14 protein-coding genes are annotated in these 20,292 nt (G+C 42.8%); 9 read left to right on the top strand and 5 right to left on the bottom strand.

Annotated features, from left to right (window positions below; translation table 11 throughout):
* Nucleotides 1–47: 47 nt before the first annotated feature.
* The 5 genes from SFU91_08170 to SFU91_08190 all read right to left on the bottom strand — a co-directional run bounded on the left by SFU91_08170 (nucleotide 48) and on the right by SFU91_08190 (nucleotide 3,849).
* The gene (locus SFU91_08170) at nucleotides 48–446 is read right to left on the bottom strand and encodes a hypothetical protein (GenBank protein MDX2128996.1); all 399 of its coding nucleotides are present in this window, start codon (nucleotides 444–446) and stop codon (nucleotides 48–50) included.
* The gene (locus tag SFU91_08175) at nucleotides 430–1,080 is read right to left on the bottom strand and encodes a DUF4065 domain-containing protein (protein MDX2128997.1); all 651 of its coding nucleotides are present in this window, start codon (nucleotides 1,078–1,080) and stop codon (nucleotides 430–432) included. The genes SFU91_08170 and SFU91_08175 overlap by 17 nt, the downstream gene beginning before the upstream one ends.
* 61 nt (nucleotides 1,081–1,141) lie before the next feature.
* Entirely contained in the window at nucleotides 1,142–2,350 is a 1,209-nt protein-coding gene (locus SFU91_08180; GenBank protein ID MDX2128998.1) for a DUF1343 domain-containing protein, read from the bottom strand.
* Nucleotides 2,351–2,375: 25 nt separating this feature from the next.
* The gene (locus tag SFU91_08185) at nucleotides 2,376–2,870 is read right to left on the bottom strand and encodes a DUF4149 domain-containing protein (GenBank protein MDX2128999.1); all 495 of its coding nucleotides are present in this window, start codon (nucleotides 2,868–2,870) and stop codon (nucleotides 2,376–2,378) included.
* A 130-nt stretch (nucleotides 2,871–3,000) separates the two neighbouring features.
* Nucleotides 3,001–3,849 carry a TSUP family transporter gene (locus SFU91_08190; GenBank protein MDX2129000.1) on the bottom strand — a complete coding sequence of 283 codons (849 nt, stop codon included), beginning with the start codon at nucleotides 3,847–3,849 and terminating at the stop codon, nucleotides 3,001–3,003.
* An 813-nt stretch (nucleotides 3,850–4,662) separates the two neighbouring features.
* Between SFU91_08190 and SFU91_08195 the strand changes: the two genes are divergently transcribed.
* The 9 genes from SFU91_08195 (at nucleotide 4,663) to SFU91_08235 (ending at nucleotide 20,285) form a co-directional block, all read left to right on the top strand.
* Nucleotides 4,663–5,835 carry a transglutaminase domain-containing protein gene (locus SFU91_08195; protein MDX2129001.1) on the top strand — a complete coding sequence of 391 codons (1,173 nt, stop codon included), beginning with the start codon at nucleotides 4,663–4,665 and terminating at the stop codon, nucleotides 5,833–5,835.
* 125 nt (nucleotides 5,836–5,960) lie between these two features.
* Complete coding sequence (locus tag SFU91_08200; protein MDX2129002.1) at nucleotides 5,961–6,713, top strand: hypothetical protein; 753 nt, start codon at nucleotides 5,961–5,963, stop codon at nucleotides 6,711–6,713.
* A 147-nt stretch (nucleotides 6,714–6,860) separates the two neighbouring features.
* Nucleotides 6,861–8,075: an FAD-dependent oxidoreductase gene (locus SFU91_08205; GenBank protein ID MDX2129003.1), complete on the top strand. Its 1,215-nt coding sequence runs from the start codon at nucleotides 6,861–6,863 to the stop codon at nucleotides 8,073–8,075.
* Nucleotides 8,072–9,091 carry a glycosyltransferase family A protein gene (locus SFU91_08210; GenBank protein MDX2129004.1) on the top strand — a complete coding sequence of 340 codons (1,020 nt, stop codon included), beginning with the start codon at nucleotides 8,072–8,074 and terminating at the stop codon, nucleotides 9,089–9,091. The genes SFU91_08205 and SFU91_08210 overlap by 4 nt, the downstream gene beginning before the upstream one ends.
* Nucleotides 9,092–9,392: 301 nt before the next feature.
* Entirely contained in the window at nucleotides 9,393–11,429 is a 2,037-nt protein-coding gene (locus SFU91_08215; protein ID MDX2129005.1) for a hypothetical protein, read from the top strand.
* A 293-nt stretch (nucleotides 11,430–11,722) separates the two neighbouring features.
* Nucleotides 11,723–14,071: a T9SS type A sorting domain-containing protein gene (locus tag SFU91_08220; protein ID MDX2129006.1), complete on the top strand. Its 2,349-nt coding sequence runs from the start codon at nucleotides 11,723–11,725 to the stop codon at nucleotides 14,069–14,071.
* A 480-nt stretch (nucleotides 14,072–14,551) separates the two neighbouring features.
* A complete protein-coding gene (locus tag SFU91_08225) occupies nucleotides 14,552–16,210 on the top strand; it encodes a hypothetical protein (protein ID MDX2129007.1) in 1,659 nt (552 codons plus the stop codon).
* Nucleotides 16,211–16,295: 85 nt separating this feature from the next.
* On the top strand, nucleotides 16,296–19,211 hold the full coding sequence (locus tag SFU91_08230) for a TonB-dependent receptor (GenBank protein ID MDX2129008.1): 2,916 nt from the start codon (nucleotides 16,296–16,298) through the stop codon (nucleotides 19,209–19,211).
* Nucleotides 19,212–19,241: 30 nt separating this feature from the next.
* Nucleotides 19,242–20,285 (top strand): PorV/PorQ family protein, encoded by a 1,044-nt coding sequence (locus SFU91_08235; GenBank protein MDX2129009.1) that lies wholly within the window; start codon nucleotides 19,242–19,244, stop codon nucleotides 20,283–20,285.
* Nucleotides 20,286–20,292 lie beyond the last annotated feature (7 nt).

Raw genomic sequence — 20,292 nt, forward strand, 5'->3', positions numbered from 1 at the left:
ATAATTTTGTCTTTAAGGAAAGTAATTGTTTTTAGTATGAATTTCTTTTAATAATTTCCAACAATATTATCTATTGCTGAATAAGTAACATCATCAATTGTTCCCACACAAACATCGAAATATTTTCTCTCAATTGGTTGGTAAAATTGAATTAAGGCAGCTGAATTTTCATTTGGTGAAAAATCTTTCACAATTTCTTTGTATCCTTTATGAATTGGGAAGGTTACTGAATCAAATCTTTTTGCTGACGCCGTTAATGGAATACAATTGATAATATGGGAAGTGTTTTCAATTGCCTTTTTAGACATTAACACTAAAACCGGCCTTTTTATCTTGTCTTTCCTTTTATCACTATGAAGAACAACTTCTGAATCGGCCACAAGCCAGACTTCTTTTGGCTTTATAAGTCTATATTTTTGAAGTTGCTCTTTAAGACTCTGATTCATATTTGGGGCGAAGCAGCGCTAATGGAGCAAGTTCTTGAGCATAAAAATCTTGTAATTCATTATTTGGAAATGGATACTTTTTGAGGTGCTCTAATGCCAGTTTTTTACCTTGAATTCTATCATTTTTCAACGCATTTTTTACTGTAGTTGTGTCTAAAACTTCCACTCCAATTGATTTTTTTTCTTTGGTTCCTTCGTTTTGTGTAATTCTTAACATTGGCTCGGTTTGATAAACGACATTTTCTAATTGACTTGCACTTAATTTTGCATAACGATTTAGCATTTGTGATAAAAGCTTAACCGCATCTTCATCTTCCACAAGAAAATTCTTTGAATCACTTGTAGGCTCAATCCAAATTGGTTTGAGAGAATTATCATCAACACTTCGTTTTTGATTAAGCTGCGTTACATCAACTTTCAAGAGATTTTCTTCAAAAAGAAGTTCAATTTGCTTTTTGTAATTATTGATTACAGGGCCGTTTGGAAGCTTAATAAATCGTTCGTTGGTATAACGCACTCCAAAGTTCTTAATGTAGATATACTCAAAGAGGTACGCCAATTTGTTGTAATGAAACACACCGACCTTACCTAAAGTCTCAACGATGCTTACGGTTAAACGATTGAGGCGATTCATACTCGTGAAGAAATAATTTGACACAAAAATAAAGGATTCAATATGATTTTCATAAAAACCTTTATTCCTGAATCACTTCTTCCCTAATCTTCTTTGTTCCGGCGAGCCTGTCGAAAAACTTACCGCTATCGGGAAATGAAAATGCAGGATAAGTTGATTTCAAGGCTTTGAGCAGCTTGAGAGCAAGGTCGAAGGGTTTGTAAGCCTTGCGGTCGGTGATGGAAAAACGCACGCCCGTACACATCGTATCGCGATACTTCGGCGACTCCGCCTTCCCCGCAATCACGCGCGGCGTAAAAGATACCGTATCAATCACCACACCCGAAATTTTCGAATCCAATAGTTTGCGTTTAAGCACCGCGGCATCAAGTTTGGGTGCGCCAATTTGTTCAAAAGGCCACAGCGTGCCACGGCCTTCGCTGATGTTGGTGCCTTCAATCAAAACGGTGGCTGGATAGATCAAGGCGGTTTCAAGGGTGGTGATGTTTGGCGAAGGGGGAATAAAGGGCAAGCCCATTTCGTCGTAAAATTTCGTTTTATCGTAGCCTTTCATCGGCACTACGGTGAGTTTTGCCTTTGGAAATTCCGTTTGCTGAATGACCTTTGCGATCTCCCCCACCGTCCTAGCGTGAACAAAAGGCACAGTAACTCTCCCAACAAATGACCGCAATTCAGGCTCAAGCTGCGGCCCTTGCGCAGGAATTGGCGCAATGGGGTTGGGCCGATCAAAAACCAAGAGCGGCTTCTTTGCTTCCGCCGCCGCTTCTATTGCTAAGGCTAAAGTGCTGATGTAAGTGTAGGTTCGCGTGCCGATATCAAAAATATCAAAGATGAGCACATCGATTTCAGCCATCATTATGGGTGTTGGCTTGCGGGTTTTGCCGTAGAGCGAGTAAATGGAGAGTGTGCCAAGCGTGGAGTCTTTTACCTTTGCACCGGCTTCAAGATTGCCGCTAAACCCGTGCTCCGGCGCAAAGATGGCGGTGAGATTGACTCCGGCAGCTTTAAGGCGTTCGTAATTCGGAATGCCTTTGGAATCAATGCCGGTGTGATTGGTGATAAGTCCGAATCGTAATGCTGGGCTTGGATTTGCAGCTTTTTTCCTTCTTGAATTTGATTTTTTAATTGGTGGTGCAAAGGCTTTGTAAGTTGTGTTTAGTTCCTCCAAAAAAACTTCAAGCCCAAGTTTGACGGTGGGTTTCGGGGATTGCGACATCGCAAGCGAGGCCGTGACAATAGGCAAAAAAAAGAAAAACCAAACTTTGCGCATTCGTCTTATTGAATTAACATTAGGTTCAAGTTCCCTTTTTGCCAAACACTGTTAGAGCGGCGTAAATGATATTCAATAGGAGATTGATTGAAACAAGCGTGGTGTAGCGTTTATGAAGCACATTGAATTCATCGCGAAAGGCTTGCTTTGTGGTATCGAAATTATCGAAATCCACAATCTCCACAACCCGTAAATGCTCTAATCGATTGGTCACCACAACGCCATAATAAAACACCAATGCGAGCATTGTAAGCGAAAGCCCAAGCTTGATGTAGCGTGTGGTTTCGCGCTCATCGGGGCTAAAAGCAAGAAGCGCAAGGCTTGAAAGGATGAGCAGTGCAGCCGCCGAAAATTCAATTTTATTAAGCTTTTGCAATACCACGCCGTTCAAATGCCCGGCGAGATTGATGCTGCCGGCTTCGCGAAAAACCGTACCTGCAACGGCAAATGCAAACATGATGATAGCGCCCATCCAGACGGCATTGGCGAGGTATTCGAGTAGGAAAAAGAGTCGTGACATTTGTTGAAATAAGAGTTTTGAATAATTAGTTATGAGTTATACACTATTAATTTCCAATAAAATGCGAGGTCATTGAGCCTGTCGAAATGACTGAGCGCCCGACACGGTGGTTTCGACAGGCTCAACCACCTCAAATCTGAATCATTACCTTCAAAGTATCAAACCCGAACTTGAGAATAATCGCTGCCATTACGCCCAAAAAGAGAACGCGAATAAATCCGCTGCCCTTCAATACCGCCAGTTTTGTTCCTAACACTGCACCGGCAATGTTGCAAAGTCCCATCGGAATGGCAATGTGGTAGAATATCTTTTGAGTAAAGGCGAAGAAGAGAACGGCGGAGAGATTTGTTGAAAAATTTACCACTTTCGCTGTGGCACTCGCACGAAGAAAATCAAACCCAAAAATTCCAATGAAGATGAAAATTAGAAAGCTCCCTGTTCCGGGGCCGAAAAACCCATCATAAAACCCAATCACAACACCTAAAATGATGGCATACGGGACTTCACGGTTGTGCGGCAGCTCCGGTGCGTGAATCGAGCCGAAGTCTTTCTTAAATGCGGTGTAAATAAACACCGCGATGAGCAATGTGAGAATCACCGGTCGCAAGGCGTCTTTCGGGAAGTAGCTCACCGAGCGTGCGCCTAAAAACGAAAAGATAAACGCTGCACCGGCTGCCCAAAGCGCGATACGCCACGGGATTTCAACCGTGCGCGAGAAGCGATAAGTCGCGATGCTGGTGCCTGAAATCGATGAAAATTTATTAGTTCCGAAGATAGGAATCGGGTCCACATTGGGGTAGCATATCAGCAGCGCAGGAAGCTGAACCAATCCCCCGCCGCCGACGATGGAATCAATGAATCCGGCAAGAAACGCAAAAAAACACACCGCCAAAAGTTCCGGCGAAAAAAGGTCTTGAAGCGATGGCTCAACCGATAAAATTTGAATTTGTGAAAAAATCTCTTGAATGAAGGCAATCATTGAAGAAAGGAATTAGTTGACTGAAACGGGCGTGAAGTTACATTTTTTCACTCTTCTTAATTTGAAAATTTCTCGCATACATGCCTTATCTCCGTGAAAGTCGCGGTCTTTCTTTGTGACCTTTGCGGTTGAAAATCGAGAATCTAATTTTCTCAATAACCCCGATTTGCTCAATAAATTTTTATAAACCATTTGGAACTTGATTCAAAAACGCTTAAACTCAATTTATACCAAGAAGAACTTTCGGAAACCTCAAATTTCCATTGGTTCTTCCCCGTTCTCTCCAAAATTTGATTTTTGTTGTTCGATTTTAGAATGCAACGGAACAATAATCCGAAACAAAATAACCGACAAAGACTGCCAAAAGTATTACCAAAAGTAATATTTCTGGGCAAAAAGTGAAGAATGCATTGGTTTTGACGATGAAAACAAGCTTGGTTTTAACGGTAAGAATGCAGCACAATCACGGTAAGAATGCAGCATAATCTCGGTAACAATGCAGCATAATCACGGCAACAATGCAGCATAATCGTGGTGAGAAGGCTGCATCGTGACGGTGAAAATGAAGCGTTTTCGCGGAGGTTGTAAATCTCTAACTTTTGTATTTTTAATAAGCCCGATAAGAAAAAAAACAACCCTGATTTGAAAAGAAAATGATCAAAATCAAAAATCCTACTTATAAAAATTCTTATTAAATTGATATTATTTTTGGTCATTAAGCCCATTAGACTGTTGAGAAATCGTGACCAAATTACTAAATTATCCAAAACGAGATAAATAAAATAGCAAATGAAACTTATTATCTTAATCCTATTGATTTTTTTTACCGCTGTCAATGGTTTTTCTCAAAAATCTTCAGAAAATGATTTTAGATTAATTGACAAAAGAGCATTGCAAATCCCTGATTCGCTAACGAAGACAACGTCACAAATTGCAACTTTTTTTAACAATGAATTTTCTTCTGAAAAAGAGAGAGTCCGAGCCATCTTTATTTGGGTTGCAAGCAACATTCAATATGATGTTGAGAATATGTTTGCAATTAACTTTAATGAGAAAAATGAGGATAGAGCTGCAAAAGCCCTCACGACTAGAAGAGGAATATGTAGCAATTATGCGGCATTGTTTACTGAAATTTGTCTTAAATCAGGGATCAAAGCAGTCATTGTAGAAGGTTACACCAAGCAAAATGGTTTCGTTGACTATATTCCACACGCGTGGAGTGCCGCACTCATCGAAGGGAATTGGTTTTTATTTGATCCAACGTGGGGTTCTGGTTATATGTCAGGCGGGAAATTTATGAAAAAAATTAACAACAAATACTTTAAGGTACAACCTTCGATATTAATTCAATCCCATATCCCATTTGATTACTTGTTGCAATTCCTCAATTATCCTATAACAAATCATGAGTTTTATCTTGGTAAAACAAAGGAAAATAAGTCAAAACCATTTTTCAATTTTATTGATTCACTTAAATTCTTTGAGCAACAAACACTAATCGATCAACTTTTATCAACCGCTTATCGAGTTGAAAAAAACGGTTTGAAGAATTCAATTATTTTTGATAGACTTCGGCAGCTTAAAATGGAAATCGAAGTATATCGGCAGAATAAAGTAGTGAATTTGTTCAACACCGCTTCATTTGAGTATAATGAAGGAATAAGGGTTTATAATGATTTCATTAATTTCAGAAACAAACAGTTTAATCCTAAGAGATCAGATGAAGAAATTCAAAGCATGCTTGACTCTGTGGAAACGAAACTAAATAGCGCCAAGTTAAAATTGAATCAAATCTCAAGTTCTGAAGGTACTACAATAAATTCAAATAACTTAAATTTGGTTAAACAGCTTAGCAAATCAATAGAAGATGCTCAGTTTCAATTAAAAGAACAGCAAGATTGGCTTAGGTTATATTTAAGTAAAGGTGAATCTGGAAGAGACGGAATGTTTAATAAGCGGACAATTTTTGGTATTCCAATTAATTGATAGTTGTATAATTGTCATACAATAGTGGTGCAGTTTTTATTAATTTTTATGATGATTAAATTTTAGTATTACTTTTTATTCATCCGTAACTTATTCATTAATTTATTTAATAAACTGATTTTAACATGAAACTCCTTCTCTTCTCATTCCTAATCTTATTTTCTTCTTTAGCCTTCGCTCAAAACCAATCTCAAGATGTGGTTTATTTGAAAAATGGAAGTATTATTCGCGGTTCAATAATTGAGCTAATTCCGGAAAAGACCATAACAATAGAAACAATTGATGGAAGTAAATTCATCTTTAAGATGGCTGAAGTTGAAAAAATTACAAAAGAAGACACGCGAGGTGATAATGCATCTCAAAATCAATCCACCAAAAAAACTGGATATTTGGGGCTAACACTTGGGCCTTCTATCCCGGTTGGTGATTTCGCTGAGCGAAGTAACGGCTTAGCCACAACCGGCCTACAATTAAACCTCATCAATATGGGGTATCTGTTCACAAGGAATTATGGCATTGCTGGAATTTGGTTTGGCGGTGCTAACCCTTTAGGCGTAAGCGGATTTGACCCGTGGTCTTATGGGGGACTTGTGGTTGGTCCGATGGTATCATTTCCAATAGGAAAAAGAATTGAGTGGGATTTTCGTGCAATGGTGGGTTCAAGTTTAACCACTTTGCCGAATATCGGAGCTGGTGAAGAAGATGCTTATTCATTTGCCTTTAGCCTTGGCGCTGTACTTCGTATAAATATTGGTGAAAATTTCGCTCTAATGAGTAATATCGACTATTTTAGTACTTCCCCGAAATTTGAAAGACTGCGAATAGAGCAAAAAATCACAACGGTTTCTATTTGCTTTGGTTTAGCGTATCGGATTTAACAAACAATCAATTTTTTTTTTTGATCTTTCAGATAAATCCTCAACGATTATTTTATTCTCCTTCTCCAAAATTTAATTATATTTTTTTTATATTATTTTTTATGTTACGAATGAAGTTTTCCTTTAAATAAGCTTTCTATCAAATCCGTGGTTATATCCGTACTTGGTGCCGGAATTCAAGGCACATTAGTTGCCTTAGCATTAGCTCAAAAAGGACATTCAGTGACTTTAATCGATAAGTCTCCAAGAGCACTATTTCGGGCGAGCTTGAGAAACGAAGGAAAAATTCATCTTGGGTTTATTTATGCAAAAGATAAAAGTTATCGAACTTCATCATTAATGCTCAAAAGCGCGATACGATTTGCGCCAATTGTTGACGAAATTTTAGAACGACAACTTCCTTGGGAAAATATGCGTTCGTTACCTTTCGTTTATGTTATTTCAAAAGAATCGATGCTCGCCCCCGACGAATTAATAAAGGTATATTCAAATTTAGACAAAGATTATCAAGAGCAAAAAGGCGATGCGTCAGTGCATTATCTTGGATTAAAACCCGAAAACTTATTTCGTTTAAGCACATCAAAAAATCACTTTAATTGGATTTCACCTCAATTTGCTCAACAATTTGTTGAAACTAATGAATATTCGCTTGATCTTGTTCAGTTTCAATCCCATTTATCAAATTCACTCGAGATATCCTCCATTCATCAACGATTTAATCATACAATAAATGAAGTCGTCAGAACCTCAAGTGGGTTTCGGTCGGTCTGTAACAATGAAACCGGAAGTAAAACCGAAATTCGCTCAGAAATTGTCATCAATTGCTTATGGGAAGGTCGATTATTGATTGATCAACAATTGGGAATCACTCCGTTGCATCAATGGGTTTATCGATTAAAATACCGATATATGGCAAAAAGGTTGTCACTTCCTCCAGATTTATCTTCTTATACATTTGTATTAGGTGCTTATGGTGATATTGTCTCATACCCAAATTCCGATTATTACCTCTCGTGGTATCCGATAGGAATGAAGGGCTGGTCAAGCGAAATTTCAACCCCGCAGGAATGGGAAACTCCTTGCTACGGTGAAATAAATCCGGAAGTTCAAAAAAATTACTTTCATGAATCAATTAAAGAATTTCAAAAAATTGTTCCAATATTACATAAAGCAGAAATGTCCTATGTGGATGCGGGAATTATTATGACTTGGGGCGATACCGATATTACTGACCCGAATAGCAAATTACATGAACGGTGGGAGGTGGGAATCAATCATTATGATGGATATTTTACTGTTGATTGTGGGAAATTTACTTGCGCTCCCTATTTTGCAAAAGAATTGGTTACAAAATACTTATGAGATCGCCAGTTTTTAGTGTTGGAGTCCCTCTATATAAATCAAATCGGTTTCTTCATATTATCCTTGATAATATCGAGTCAATCCTCTCCTCCACTTCAGAACCCATTGAATTTATTTTTTCCGATAGACATTGCCTTGATGATTGTGTAGAAAAGTTAAAATCTATTTTAATCCCCCACGCCAATGATGAACGAACCTTTAAATTTATTTCCGCATCCGACGAAGTGAATTGGGTAGAAAACTGTAATCTTTTGATGCGACAGGCAAAAGGCACTTATTTTATGTGGATGATGCACGACGATACCTTCTCAGGGAATTATTTAAATCAATTAAAACTCACCTTAGACCAATATCCTGATGCACTGCTTGCCTATAGCTCTCGGCTTAATATAACAGACGAAGGCCTGCCTTACGATAAATTCATTCTTATGAAACCAGTTGAGTTTACTGAAAAATGGAGTGCACGAAATCGGTTGCAGATGCTTTACGAATCAAATTTTGGCCCGTCTTTTCGTGGACTTTATCGGATAAAGACTGTTCTTAAAAATCACGGAACAATTCGGCAAAATTATGAGAATGTCCTACCTGAAATCACTTGGCTTTTTGGACTTTCTGCTTTAGGGAGAATTGTTTATTCCGATAAAACTTATTGTGTAAAACGGCATTACGAAGGAAGCGTTCAAGCCAATTGGGAAAAAACCACACGACATGCACTAAGCTGGTATTTTGGAATGATTTTCCAAATTATTTACCATCCTTCAAATTTCATTGAAAATCTTTATCTCTTTTGGGGAATTTCGATTTGGATCATCAAAAGAAGGGTTGAAAAATATTCGTATATCCCGTTTTTTTCTAAAATAAATTATTCGGTAAAAAGCATTTTTAGAAAATCTTGCGGTTTAGAAAAATCTGAAATTCTCATTTTTCCGGAAGTTCATCTAAGAGATTTCGAAAAAAGGCAGGAGAGAATTCGCTTCTTTCAATCTAAAAACAATCCTTTAATTATTTTTGAATAGTCTTCAATATTCCTAAGCTATTTTCAAATGATTTCAAAAAACCGATACTCTATCCTTTAGGTCTTTAGGCCGAGATTCTACAAGATCGGCAAAATTTAAAACCCTCAAACATTTAATTTTTCCTTAACGGACGATTCTCTATCTTTACGGCAGTTGTTAGTTGCCCAAAACAGACGGGAATCATTCCCTCCTGTGACGGCAGATTCGAATTCGAAATTCTGTTAAATCTAGAAAATTGACTCACCGAAAGCCACTTTTCAAATTCCGCTTCCTTTCGCTGTTCTGCATTGGAGCCTTTTGCATGTTCATTGCCTTGGCTTCACTGAACGCGCAATCATTTACACAATTTGACGACCGCCAAACGACCGACATCGGTAATATTCGCCTTGGAATGACAAATTACGGCGTCATTGGCAATGCCAATCGTTATTTTCAAAATGGCGTTCCCTCGTGCGAATACCCAAAAGGCTCCGGCATCGAGCATCTCTTTAATGGCGGTTTGTGGATTGGAGCCATTCAACAAGGTCAAATCAAAGTCACGACTGCCGCGAATGTTGAAACCGGCAATAGCAACGGCGACCCTAGCGCGCGCGATTATGAATTCTCCGCCACTTCCGGCGTCTCGACCCGCTCTTCACTTTTGAATAGTGCGGTTTTTGACCCACGCGCGATTAGCCATCAAGATTTTCTCGCGGAAATGACCGATTCGCTCATTTTTCGCCCTATTTCGAACGCACAAATAGCAAATCACAATCCGCTCAAAGTTCAAGTACGCTTTGCCGGTTACTCTTGGAACTTCGTCTTTGCTGATATGTTTGTAATACTTAATTACACCATCATCAATCGCAGTTCCGATTCACTCACCCAATTGCATGCGGGGATGTTCACCAATGCCGTGGTACGAAATAACCGAGTCACGCCACCCGGTAGCGGCGGAACAAATTACTACAATAAAGGCGCAGGTGGTTTTATCGATTCGCTTTACGCCCTCTACAAATATGATAAAGCCGGCGAACCCGACCGCACCCAAAGTTATTTTTCAGTTCGTTATCTCGGCGGCATCTTTCAAAATGATTTGTACAACCCTGCCATTCGCAGCGGATTTAATGTCAATTACCAATCGTGGCAATTTACAGGAACACAGTTACCACGCCCTATCAACGATTTCGAGCGGTTTGATCGAATGCGCACCACCATTGGCCCCTCTTCCTCCCTTCGAGCACTCATCAGCGGTGTCGCCGATAACCGCGTTGAACTGATTGCCGCAGGGCCTTTTCCAAGTCTTGCCCCCGGCGATTCCGTTACGGTTTCATTTGCCATCGTTTGTGCACGTGCAACCGGCGGTGTCAATGAATACATCAATGACTCAACCTCCGCTAAAACCACATTAATCCAAAATCTAGCTCTTGCCCAACAAACCTTCAACGGCGAAGACCGCAACAGCAACGGCGTACTTGACTTAGGCGAAGACCTCAATAACAACGGCCGACTTGATCGCTTTATTCTGCCTTCCCCGCCGCCGATTCCACGTTTTCGTGTGGTGCCTGAAGATAAAAAAGTAACCCTATATTGGGATAACAGTGCCGAAACCGCGATTGACCCACTTTCTAACCTTCGCGACTTTGAAGGGTATAGAATTTACCGAACCAATGCAGGCGATGATTTCCGTGATGGGCTCTCGCTTTCGCTTCGCTTTACCAGCCAATTTGACATCTCCGGTAATCGAATTGGATTTGATAATGGGTTTAATTCGATTCGCCTCCCTTCACCCATTCAATTCAATGGTGACACAACCAAATATGTTTATCGGTACATATTTGATAATCTGCTCAATGGCTGGCAGTATGGTTTCAGTGTAACATCTTTCGACTCCGGTAACGGGTCAATCGGACTTGCTCCGTTAGAATCTGCGCCGCTTGCCAATTTGGTAGCGGCCTTCCCCGGAAAAATCGCTGTTGCTGACGGAAATACCGAAACAAAAATCGGGGTTTATCCAAACCCATATTACAGCAAAGCCCTCTGGGACGGAAGTGGAACGAGAGATCGAAAAATTTACTTCACCAATTTACCCGAAGAATGTGAAATCACAGTTTTCACTGTGGCTGGTGATATCATCGACCGTTTTACATTCAATAGCCGCACATACGCCGGTGGACAAACATCGTGGAATCGAAAGTTTGGGAATCAAGCGAATACCAAAGCGTATTCTGGCGGTGAAGTTGCGTGGGATTTTATCAGCCGCAGTGATCAGGCGATTTCTTCGGGATTGTATGTTGTTTCAGTCAGAAACCTGAGAAGCGGCGAGATTAAAACGGCACGCTTTGCGGTGGTGAAGTAACTACCGTTACTTACTTTTTTGAGGTGGTTGAGCTTGTCGAAACCACCGTGTCGGTACCCTTTCAGTCATTCCCGCAAGTCACGAAGTGACGCGTCGGGAATCTGTGGTGAGCACAAAAAATGAGGTCATTGAGCCTGTCGAAATGACCGAGGAGTATGCCAGTGGTTTCGACAAGCTCAACCACCGCCTAATTTCAGCGTGCAGGATTCCGGACAAGCCGGAATGACATACAAAAAGAAATTTTTCAAGAATTCAAACCAGAACATTTTTTTCTTAACCTAAATACAGTCATCATGAAAAGAATCTTTACACTGCTTTTTGTGCTTACGGTTGCTTTGAGCTTTACAGGCAGCCTTTCTGCACAATTAAACCGTGGCGAAGTTCGCATCAGCGCAACCAAGCAAACCAACCGCGACTCACTCGCACGGCGTTTTACACGCAGCCCGTTTACACCGGGTACAGCTACAAGCAACAACGGCGATACCGTCACCGTAGTTGGCCAAGTCATTTGGTCGCCATCGACTTCATTTGCCAATACCAACGGTCGTATTTTGCTGCACTTGCAAGACACCGCTCGTGGTGCAAACGGCGAATTTTTACCCTACAGTGCACTTACTTTAAGCGACGCCGTCGGTGCAGGGGCAACACTCGATTCGACCTTAGCCAATTTAGATACCGGCTTTGTGGTTAAAGTAACCTTGCAAACCCGCCACGCGTTTGGTGCCGGTTTCCAAGGCAGCTATGTTGCTTCAACTGAATTTGATAAAATCAATGCACTTTCATATGAAATCATTGATCAACGCCCGATGCCCGCACCGGTGGTCGTTCCAGCAGAGTCGCTCTTTCACCCGCAAACCATCACCGATGTTCGCTTTAATCCGAACGGCACTGCTCAACCGGCCGGTGCTGTAAATTACATGAATGGCGATCAATATGATGGCATGCTCGTTACCATTCCCGGCCCATTTGTTTTAGAAGCGACATCTCGCGTTTTGGCATCAAATGGCCGATATCCCACCTTCTACTTCCGCAAGGGCAATATTCGTATTCCCTTTGGCGATAACAGCAAGTTTTTAAGAGGGGTGAATACTTCATTTACGAACAATCCCGGCGGTGTCTTAACCATCAATGATTCTATTCCTGCAAATGGCTCGATAGTTGAAAGCATTACCGGCGTGGTTGGAAAAGTTCGTTTAGACGGTATTCCCGATGACGGATACCTTGGTAGAACTTCACTTGGTGTGGCCTACCGAATTCACCTCCGCACAAGAGATGATATTAAGCTTTCAACCGAAGCACTTCCGCCTGTCGTAAACCGCATTGAGCGTCCGCTCGCAGCGCCTATTGGGCAGCCCACTGCATTTAGCATCATTACGCGCGATCAAAATCAAGGCGGCGCTGTGAATTCGGTGAAGTTGTTTTTCAATACAACCTTAGATCCAAATTCAAATTTCTTTGGACCATACGACAGCACCAGTGCCACACAATCCAACGATAGCACTTGGGCAGTCAATCTTCCGGCGCTTTTATCAAATCAATATGCCAATTACTTTGTCAAGGTGACGAATACCGCAGGGAAAGTGGCCGTATTCCCCGATACCACCTTGCCTTTCCGCCCGATTATTCGTGGTGCAGCAAGCGGTAACATTTCAGACATTCAATACACACCTTACACCGATAAACGCTCACCACTTTTAGGTTCAACCGTTACCATTACCGGAACAGTGACTTCCGACTCAGCCGACGCTGTTTATGGAAACTATCGTTCTTATTTCATTCAAGATTCAAATTCAGATCTCGGATGGGGTGGAATTCAAGTGATTGTGAATAACACCATTTCAGGTGTAACCCGCGGAACAGTGCTCAATGTTACCGGAACTGTAGTTGAAGCAGACTTAACCGGCGGTGCAGAAGATTTGAATTTGCGGAACGCGGATGCGACCACATCGATTGATGCACGCGGTGGAAGTGTTACCGTGAACGCACAAGCAACTCCTCTTTCTGTTGTTCCTGTGGTTGCCTTACCAAATCTGAGTGCTAATACTTCCGAAGCACTTGAAAGCATGCTTGTGCGTTTCAATAATGTTTATGTCATTGCTAATAACAACGGTTTTGGAGAGTTTACACTTTCGCAAGATAGCCTTGGAACGCTTCAAGGGTATCGTGTGGATGATCTTTCTGGCCACGAGTATAAAGGTACCGGAACTGGTCGCAATCCATCAGCCGTTACAGTCCTTAATGGTGATTTCTTTACCTCGGTCACGGGTGTGAATTACTTTGCACGCAGCACTTTCCGCTTGCTTCCAAGAAAATCGGGTGATTTCACAGGCTATCGCTCCGGTGGTACATCCAATGTTCGAGAGCCCGGTGTGATTCCAACCCGTTTCGACTTGGCTCAGAATTTTCCGAATCCATTTAACCCAACCACAAGCATTCGTTATCAATTGGCCTCTCCAAGCGATGTTCGTTTGGAAGTCTTTGATCTCTTGGGTCGCCGTGTGGCCACTTTAGCCAATACGCGTCAAGTTGCCGGTTCTTATACCGTTAATTTTAACGCTGCGCAACTTTCTTCAGGCGTGTATTTCTATCGCTTGCAAGCCGGAACCAACATCTTTACAAAGAAGATGCTTTTGGTGAAGTAATTGTTTTGAAGAGGCGAAAGCGTTTCGGCGCTTTCGCCTTTTTTGTTTGTTAGTCATTTCGGACGGAGCGTAGCGAAGTGAGAAATCTCAGGTTATCGGACAGTCGGAGATTTCTCAACGCGAGCTTGACGAGCTTAAGAAATTAACGGAATGACATATTGAGAGGTGGTTGAGCCTGTCGAAACCACCGTGTCAGTAGCCTTTCTGTCATTCCCGCAAGTCACGAAGTGACGCGTCGGGAATCTGTGGTGAGCACAAAATTTTTCGCGTGTAGGATTCCGAACGCGTTTCGCTTGTCGGAATGACAAAGAACGAGGTCATTGAGCTTGTCGAAATGACTGAATTTTGTGCCAGTGGTTTCAGGAGGCTCAACCACAACGAAGGTTTTAAGTTTGAGGAAGGTCAGAGATTTCTCGCTGCACTCGAAATGACAATTTTGTAAATCAGTATTCTCTTTCATTTAACCAAACCCATCGAAAGATGGCCAATCATAAGATCAAGTCACTGATTCAAACCATTGCCACTTGCAGTGTGGCATTGATGGTATTGGGAGCATTGCTCGGGTGTGATGAACGCGCGATGAATGCTCCGAATACCTTCTCTGAGCCAAAAACACGGCTTTTTACCGATAGCATTGGCGTTGTGCAATCAAGCCGCGTCACGCTTCGGTGGTTTGGCGATGTTCAGGATGGATTTGTAACGGCTTATTTCGTTTCATTTGACCGTCAAAATTGGCGGTTTACACAGCGGCAGGATAGTGCCTTTTCGCTTCGGCTCTTCACAACCGATACTTCCTTTTCATTTTCAGTTGCAGCCGCAAGAACGGATGGTGGAAATAATCGATATGATACTTCTATTATTCGAGGTGGGTTTAATTTTGGCCCTGAGCCGTTTACGGATGCGAATGGGAATGGCCGTTACGAAAATGGGGAAAATTTTATCGACATTGGCCCGGTTGATACCAATCCGCCTTCGGTTCGGTTTCCGGTTCGCAATTCTTTCCCAACCCTTGAAATTCGTTCTCAAACACCCGATACAACGCTTCCTGTCATTCAATTTGATTTCTTGGTTGCTGATGTTGATGGGCTTGAAACCATTTCGCGCTTGGATATTGCCCTGAATGACTCCCTGTTTTTAGCAGCCAATACAGTTCAAGTGCCGGTGAACAATACTTTTATGCAAGTGTTGCTTTCCGCCACCAATCCGCGCGCTTTAGGAACAACAACAGGACAAGTATTTACAGGCAATTCAACAACGCCGCTTTCTCGAAGTTTACCGAATTGGCAAATCGGAGGAACGAATGTGCTCTATGTTCGTGTGGTGGATGCGGCCGGCGCAGCTTCGCCACGTCTTGCAGCGCTTGACTCCGGTCGAACTTGGTTCACTGCGCCAATCACCTCAACGCTTGCCGTTATTGATGATTTCGGCGAGCTCGCACGAGACCCACTTAATGCTGCCGATACCACAGAAGCCGCCTTACGAATGCTGCTCCCGCGAATTCGTGGTGGGAAATATACAGGGAACAATGCTCCGCAAATTTTAGATATCCGAGCCACAGGCAACACAGACCTTGGCCGAAGAGCCGCTCAATATTCACGACCTTTTGTCCTCTCGCGATTGCTGTTGAATTACAATGTTATTTTGTGGACAGCCGACGGCTTGCCAAATATGGAACTTGCCGCCTTTTCCCTTCCCGACTTGCTGCTTGCCGGAAAAAATGTGCTTTTCAACACCGGCTTTTCTGCGACTCCTACCATATTAGAATTCTCTCCTGCCAGCGGGGTTACAAGGCTTGGGCTTTCGAATTTAAATTCGAACATGACGCTTCCGCCCCTTTCACCTTTTACACAATATCCAACGGTTCGATACAACGGTATTTTAAGGTTTTCGTCGTATCAGCCAGCCGTGATGTCGCTTCAAGTGGGGAGTGAATCAATTTATGAATTGCCGTCTTCGCTTCGCGGGACACTTTCAGCGAATTCAGTTTCTTTGGTTGCAAGAAGAATTTATCGTTCACCTGCCAATCAACCGCTTGGGAGAATCATCTTTTGCACCTCGGCATTTTATCGTGTAGCAAACTTAGCCGGAAATTTAGATCAATTCTATGAAACAGTCTTTCGAGACGAATTCGGAGAGTAAAAATTTGACTTGTTTCAAAAATTCATTTCAAGCCCAATGCTAACGGATGATCGAATCAAGCATGAACCAATTCAAGCATGAACTAATGTTTATAAAATCTACCATCACTCACCCGTTTAGGAAAAAGACACTTGGCAGGATTCGATTGCTTGGCATTTGTATTTCTTTATTCTTGACGCTCATTTTCTCGGGGTTAGTTTTTGAAGTTGAGGCGCAGCAAGCTGGGAAAGCAACGGTCAAAGGGAAAGTGACTGATGCAAAGACCAAGGAAGAACTCACCGGCGCAACGGTCAAATTGAAAGGCACATACTACGGAGCGAGCGCCGGAATTGATGGGTCATATACAATTCGAAATGTTTCTCCGGGTGAATACACCATTGAAGTTTCGCTTGTCGGTTACACGCCGGTGCAAAAAACGGGTGTAAAACTTAAAGCGGATGAAGCCTTCGTTTTTGATATTGCCCTAAAAGAAGCCTCGGTTACAACCGAAGAAGTTGTTGTGCTGGGTGAGCGTCCACTTTTGGATATTGAGCAAGCGAGCACGTCACGGGTTGTTCGAAAAGATTTCATTGAATCCTCTGCCGCACGTGATGTGAAGCAATTGGCAGCGACGCAGGTCGGCGTTACGCAGACGCCTTTCGGATTGTTTATTCGAGGAGGAAGAAGTTATGAAACCGGCTTTGTAGTGGATGGGATTTCAGCGCAAGACCCGCTTGCCGGTACGGGCTTTGGCCTTGACCTCAGCTCAAAGGCAATGAAAGAGATGGAAGTCATCACGGGCGGTGGCGGCGCGGAATATGGCGAAGCGCCGGCAGGCGTGGTTGCAATTAAACTTGAGGAAGGGACAAATACCTTTAAGGCCTCATTTGAACACCGAAGAGATAATGTCATTTTAGCCAATTTCGATAATCCCGTTCCGCCCAATAATTTTAACCGCACACAGTTTGGCTGGAATACCAGTGCATTTGAAACGGTCTTTTCCGGCCCGATTGTAGAGGATAAACTCTTCTTCTTTACTTCCCTTTCGGCCAATTTCTCAGATGAATTTATGCAAAACCCTTCCTCTCAATTGAAGTCTTCACTTGTAACCTCAGACTTTTGGATGCCCTTTAACGATAACCGCTGGTCGGGGCTTTTGAAAATGACTTGGAAAGCAACGGCGGAAGATAAGCTAACCTTCACGGCATCGCGCTCGCTCAATGTGAATCAGAATACGCAAATGTTGCAAATCACGGGCAACGACCTTCAGCTTGCCCCCGGTTATCAGTACCGATTTCTTTTGAACCCACAAAATGCTAATACCTACACGCACGATACGCAGCTATTTGCCTTGCAATGGGGTCATGCCTTTTCGCCTTATACAGTTTTGAATGTTTCATTTTCGCGGCTCTTTGTGCGGCTTCGTGCCGATGCGGGAGGGCGGCCGTGGCGACCTGATTTCATTAACGAAGAGCTCGACCCACAAAGCTTGATTCGCGATATTGAATACTTCAATCCTCAAGATTCGGTCATTTATGTACTTCCACCCGATGGCTTTGTCAATTCAGGGATTTCTACCCTTTGGCATGATCACCACGCGGAAGATTACACTTTGAAAGCAGAACTTTTCTATAATTCAACCGATCAAATTAACCGATTTACCTTCGGATTTGAGCATAAGTTTAACGATTATCAATGGGTGGATATCGTATCCCCGTGGGTTGGCGCTCCTCTTGCACCGGGCGAGCCATCGCGCAGTTTGGGTGCTTCGAGCGACATTTGGGCGGTGCAGCCAATGCAAGGGGCTTTTTATCTTAGTGATAAAATCTCATACAAAGGCTTGATTGCTACGGTTGGTCTTCGATTGCAATATTGGTTTCCGGGCAAATTTTTGGATGACGCTGTAGCAGACCCCAATTCACCCGTTCCGGATGGTTTCCGCGAAGAATACTACAAAGTGACGGGAAGTTTATTTGGAAGCCGTTATCAACTCCGCTTGCTTCCGAAGTTTAATGTCTCCTTCCCAGTTTCAGATAATCAGGTTCTCTACTTAAACTATTCGCACTCATCGCGCTTACCACATCCTCGCTTCGTTTACCGAGGTCTTGATTCCCGCTTTATCAATAACTCGATTGGCGAGCCAATTGGGAATCCTGCACTTCAACCGGAAACGACAGTCTCTTATGAGCTTGGATTAAAGAATCAATTTTCCGCCGATGATATTCTAACGCTCACGGCATTTTATAATGATCGCTTTGACTTCATTTTCCCACGCGTGATAGCTTACACCGATAAGCGTACAGGAAATACCTCGCAACGCTCGATTCAAGTAAACCAAGACTACGCAAGAACCCGTGGATTTGAAGTTTCCTATCAAAAACGCATCGGGCAATGGTTTAATGGCTCCATCTCCTTTGCCTATCAAATTGCAACAGGGAAAAGTAACTCTGCCGAAGAAGGTGTGGCTCAAATTATCGCTCAAGGCGACGACCGCGACGATCGTGAATTTCCATTGGCGTGGGATCGCCCGTTTGATATTAAAGCGAGCGCACTCTTTATGCATCGCGATACCGAAGGCCTTTTTGGAATTGATGCACTTAATTATCTGAAGTTTTTTATCTCGGCGCAATACTCCTCCGGACTCCGCTACACCCCGCATCAATTTGTTGGATATTTGGATAACAATCCAAATGGAAGGCCACTTTATGAACCGGATCCAACACAGCCCAATGGTGCTGTGGGTTCGCCGTGGTTTTGGGTGGATATGAATTTGGAAAAAGAAATTCCAATGGGTTCGTTGAAAGGACGATTAATGCTTCAAATCAAAAATGCTTTGAACAATCGGAATTCTGCAATCGTCAATCCAGTGACAGGCCGTGCCTATGAATTCGGCGACCCCTTGCCACGCACCGTTCGCGACCCCGCTTACCCCGATGTTCAAGACCGCGGCGTTTTGCCCTTCAACCCGGCGCGTTACTTAGCACCGACTCAAATCATTTTCGGCTTTGCCGTTGACATTTAAGGGGGAAACATGAAACGACACAACCATTTTATGAATCGCCTGAAAATGCCAATTCAATTCGCAAAAGTATCGCTAAGGCAAGTTTTCTTTCTTGCACTCACTTTTGCTGCTTTGAATCTGCCGATATCTCTTTCCTCACAAACCCTTTTTCCGGATTTGGGTGGGCAACGCGTTGGAATATCAGGGTTTCAATTTTTAAAAATTCCTGTCAGTGCACGTTCTGCCGCGCTCGGTGAAACCGGGATTACCGTCATCAACGACGCCACTTCGATTTATGTCAATCCCGCGCTTGCCGTAGAAGGGAATGCACTGGATATGAGTTTTACTTATGCCACTTGGTTTGCTGAGCTTTCTCATGCCTCTGCCAGCGGCATTTATAAACTTGGAGAAAATGACGCTATCGGCGTGGGTTTTATAGCGCTCACATCACCCGATATGGATGTCACAACCGTTGTCAATCCCGATGGAACGGGCGAAAAATTTGCATACGGCGATTTTGTTGGCTCGCTTACCTATTCACGGCGAATGACGGAGCAATTTAGCTTTGGGGTTACGGCAAAGTTTGTGCAGCAGTCGATTGGCAGCGTGAGCCTTTCGGCGGCGCTTTTTGATCTCGGGGTTTGTTACCGCTTGGATATTATGGGCATTCGACTTGCGGCAGCCTTGCAAAATTTTGGAGGAACAAGCCGCTCAATGGGCTCAGCCAATGTTTTTGGCGTTGGGGAAGTCAGTGAATTCATTGGGGTAAATCCGCCATCTCTTTTTCGCTTGGGAATTTCAGCTGTTCCCATTTCCGACGAGATGCAGTCGCTTGCGATTTATACCCAAATCAATAGCCCAAACGATAATGCCACAACATTGGGCTTGGGTGTAGAATATTTGTGGAATAATCTTCTCGCACTTCGAGCGGGATACACATTTGGAAAAGACGAACAAACGATTCCCGATTTCGGGCTTGGCTTACGCTCCGACCTTAGTTTTGGTAAATTTCAATTGGATTACGCCTTTGTCAATTTTCAAACTTTAGGCGCAACACATCGCTTCACACTCTCCTTTGGCGATTTCAAATTTTAGCTTATGA

The organism is Chloroherpetonaceae bacterium (genome assembly GCA_033763895.1).
Lineage (GTDB): Bacteria > Bacteroidota > Chlorobiia > Chlorobiales > Thermochlorobacteraceae > JANRJQ01.

What these genes read in the sequence shown, in the direction of transcription:
- SFU91_08225 (MDX2129007.1), top strand. Translation starts at nt 14,552, where the DNA reads ATGGCCAATCATAAGATCAAGTCACTGATTCAAACCATTGCCACTTGC.
- SFU91_08180 (MDX2128998.1), bottom strand. Translation starts at nt 2,350, where the DNA reads ATGCGCAAAGTTTGGTTTTTCTTTTTTTTGCCTATTGTCACGGCCTCG.
- SFU91_08175 (MDX2128997.1), bottom strand. Translation starts at nt 1,080, where the DNA reads ATGAATCGCCTCAATCGTTTAACCGTAAGCATCGTTGAGACTTTAGGT.
- SFU91_08185 (MDX2128999.1), bottom strand. Translation starts at nt 2,870, where the DNA reads ATGTCACGACTCTTTTTCCTACTCGAATACCTCGCCAATGCCGTCTGG.
- SFU91_08220 (MDX2129006.1), top strand. Translation starts at nt 11,723, where the DNA reads ATGAAAAGAATCTTTACACTGCTTTTTGTGCTTACGGTTGCTTTGAGC.
- SFU91_08215 (MDX2129005.1), top strand. Translation starts at nt 9,393, where the DNA reads ATGTTCATTGCCTTGGCTTCACTGAACGCGCAATCATTTACACAATTT.
- SFU91_08235 (MDX2129009.1), top strand. Translation starts at nt 19,242, where the DNA reads ATGAATCGCCTGAAAATGCCAATTCAATTCGCAAAAGTATCGCTAAGG.
- SFU91_08200 (MDX2129002.1), top strand. Translation starts at nt 5,961, where the DNA reads ATGAAACTCCTTCTCTTCTCATTCCTAATCTTATTTTCTTCTTTAGCC.
- SFU91_08230 (MDX2129008.1), top strand. Translation starts at nt 16,296, where the DNA reads ATGTTTATAAAATCTACCATCACTCACCCGTTTAGGAAAAAGACACTT.
- SFU91_08210 (MDX2129004.1), top strand. Translation starts at nt 8,072, where the DNA reads ATGAGATCGCCAGTTTTTAGTGTTGGAGTCCCTCTATATAAATCAAAT.
- SFU91_08190 (MDX2129000.1), bottom strand. Translation starts at nt 3,849, where the DNA reads ATGATTGCCTTCATTCAAGAGATTTTTTCACAAATTCAAATTTTATCG.
- SFU91_08170 (MDX2128996.1), bottom strand. Translation starts at nt 446, where the DNA reads ATGAATCAGAGTCTTAAAGAGCAACTTCAAAAATATAGACTTATAAAG.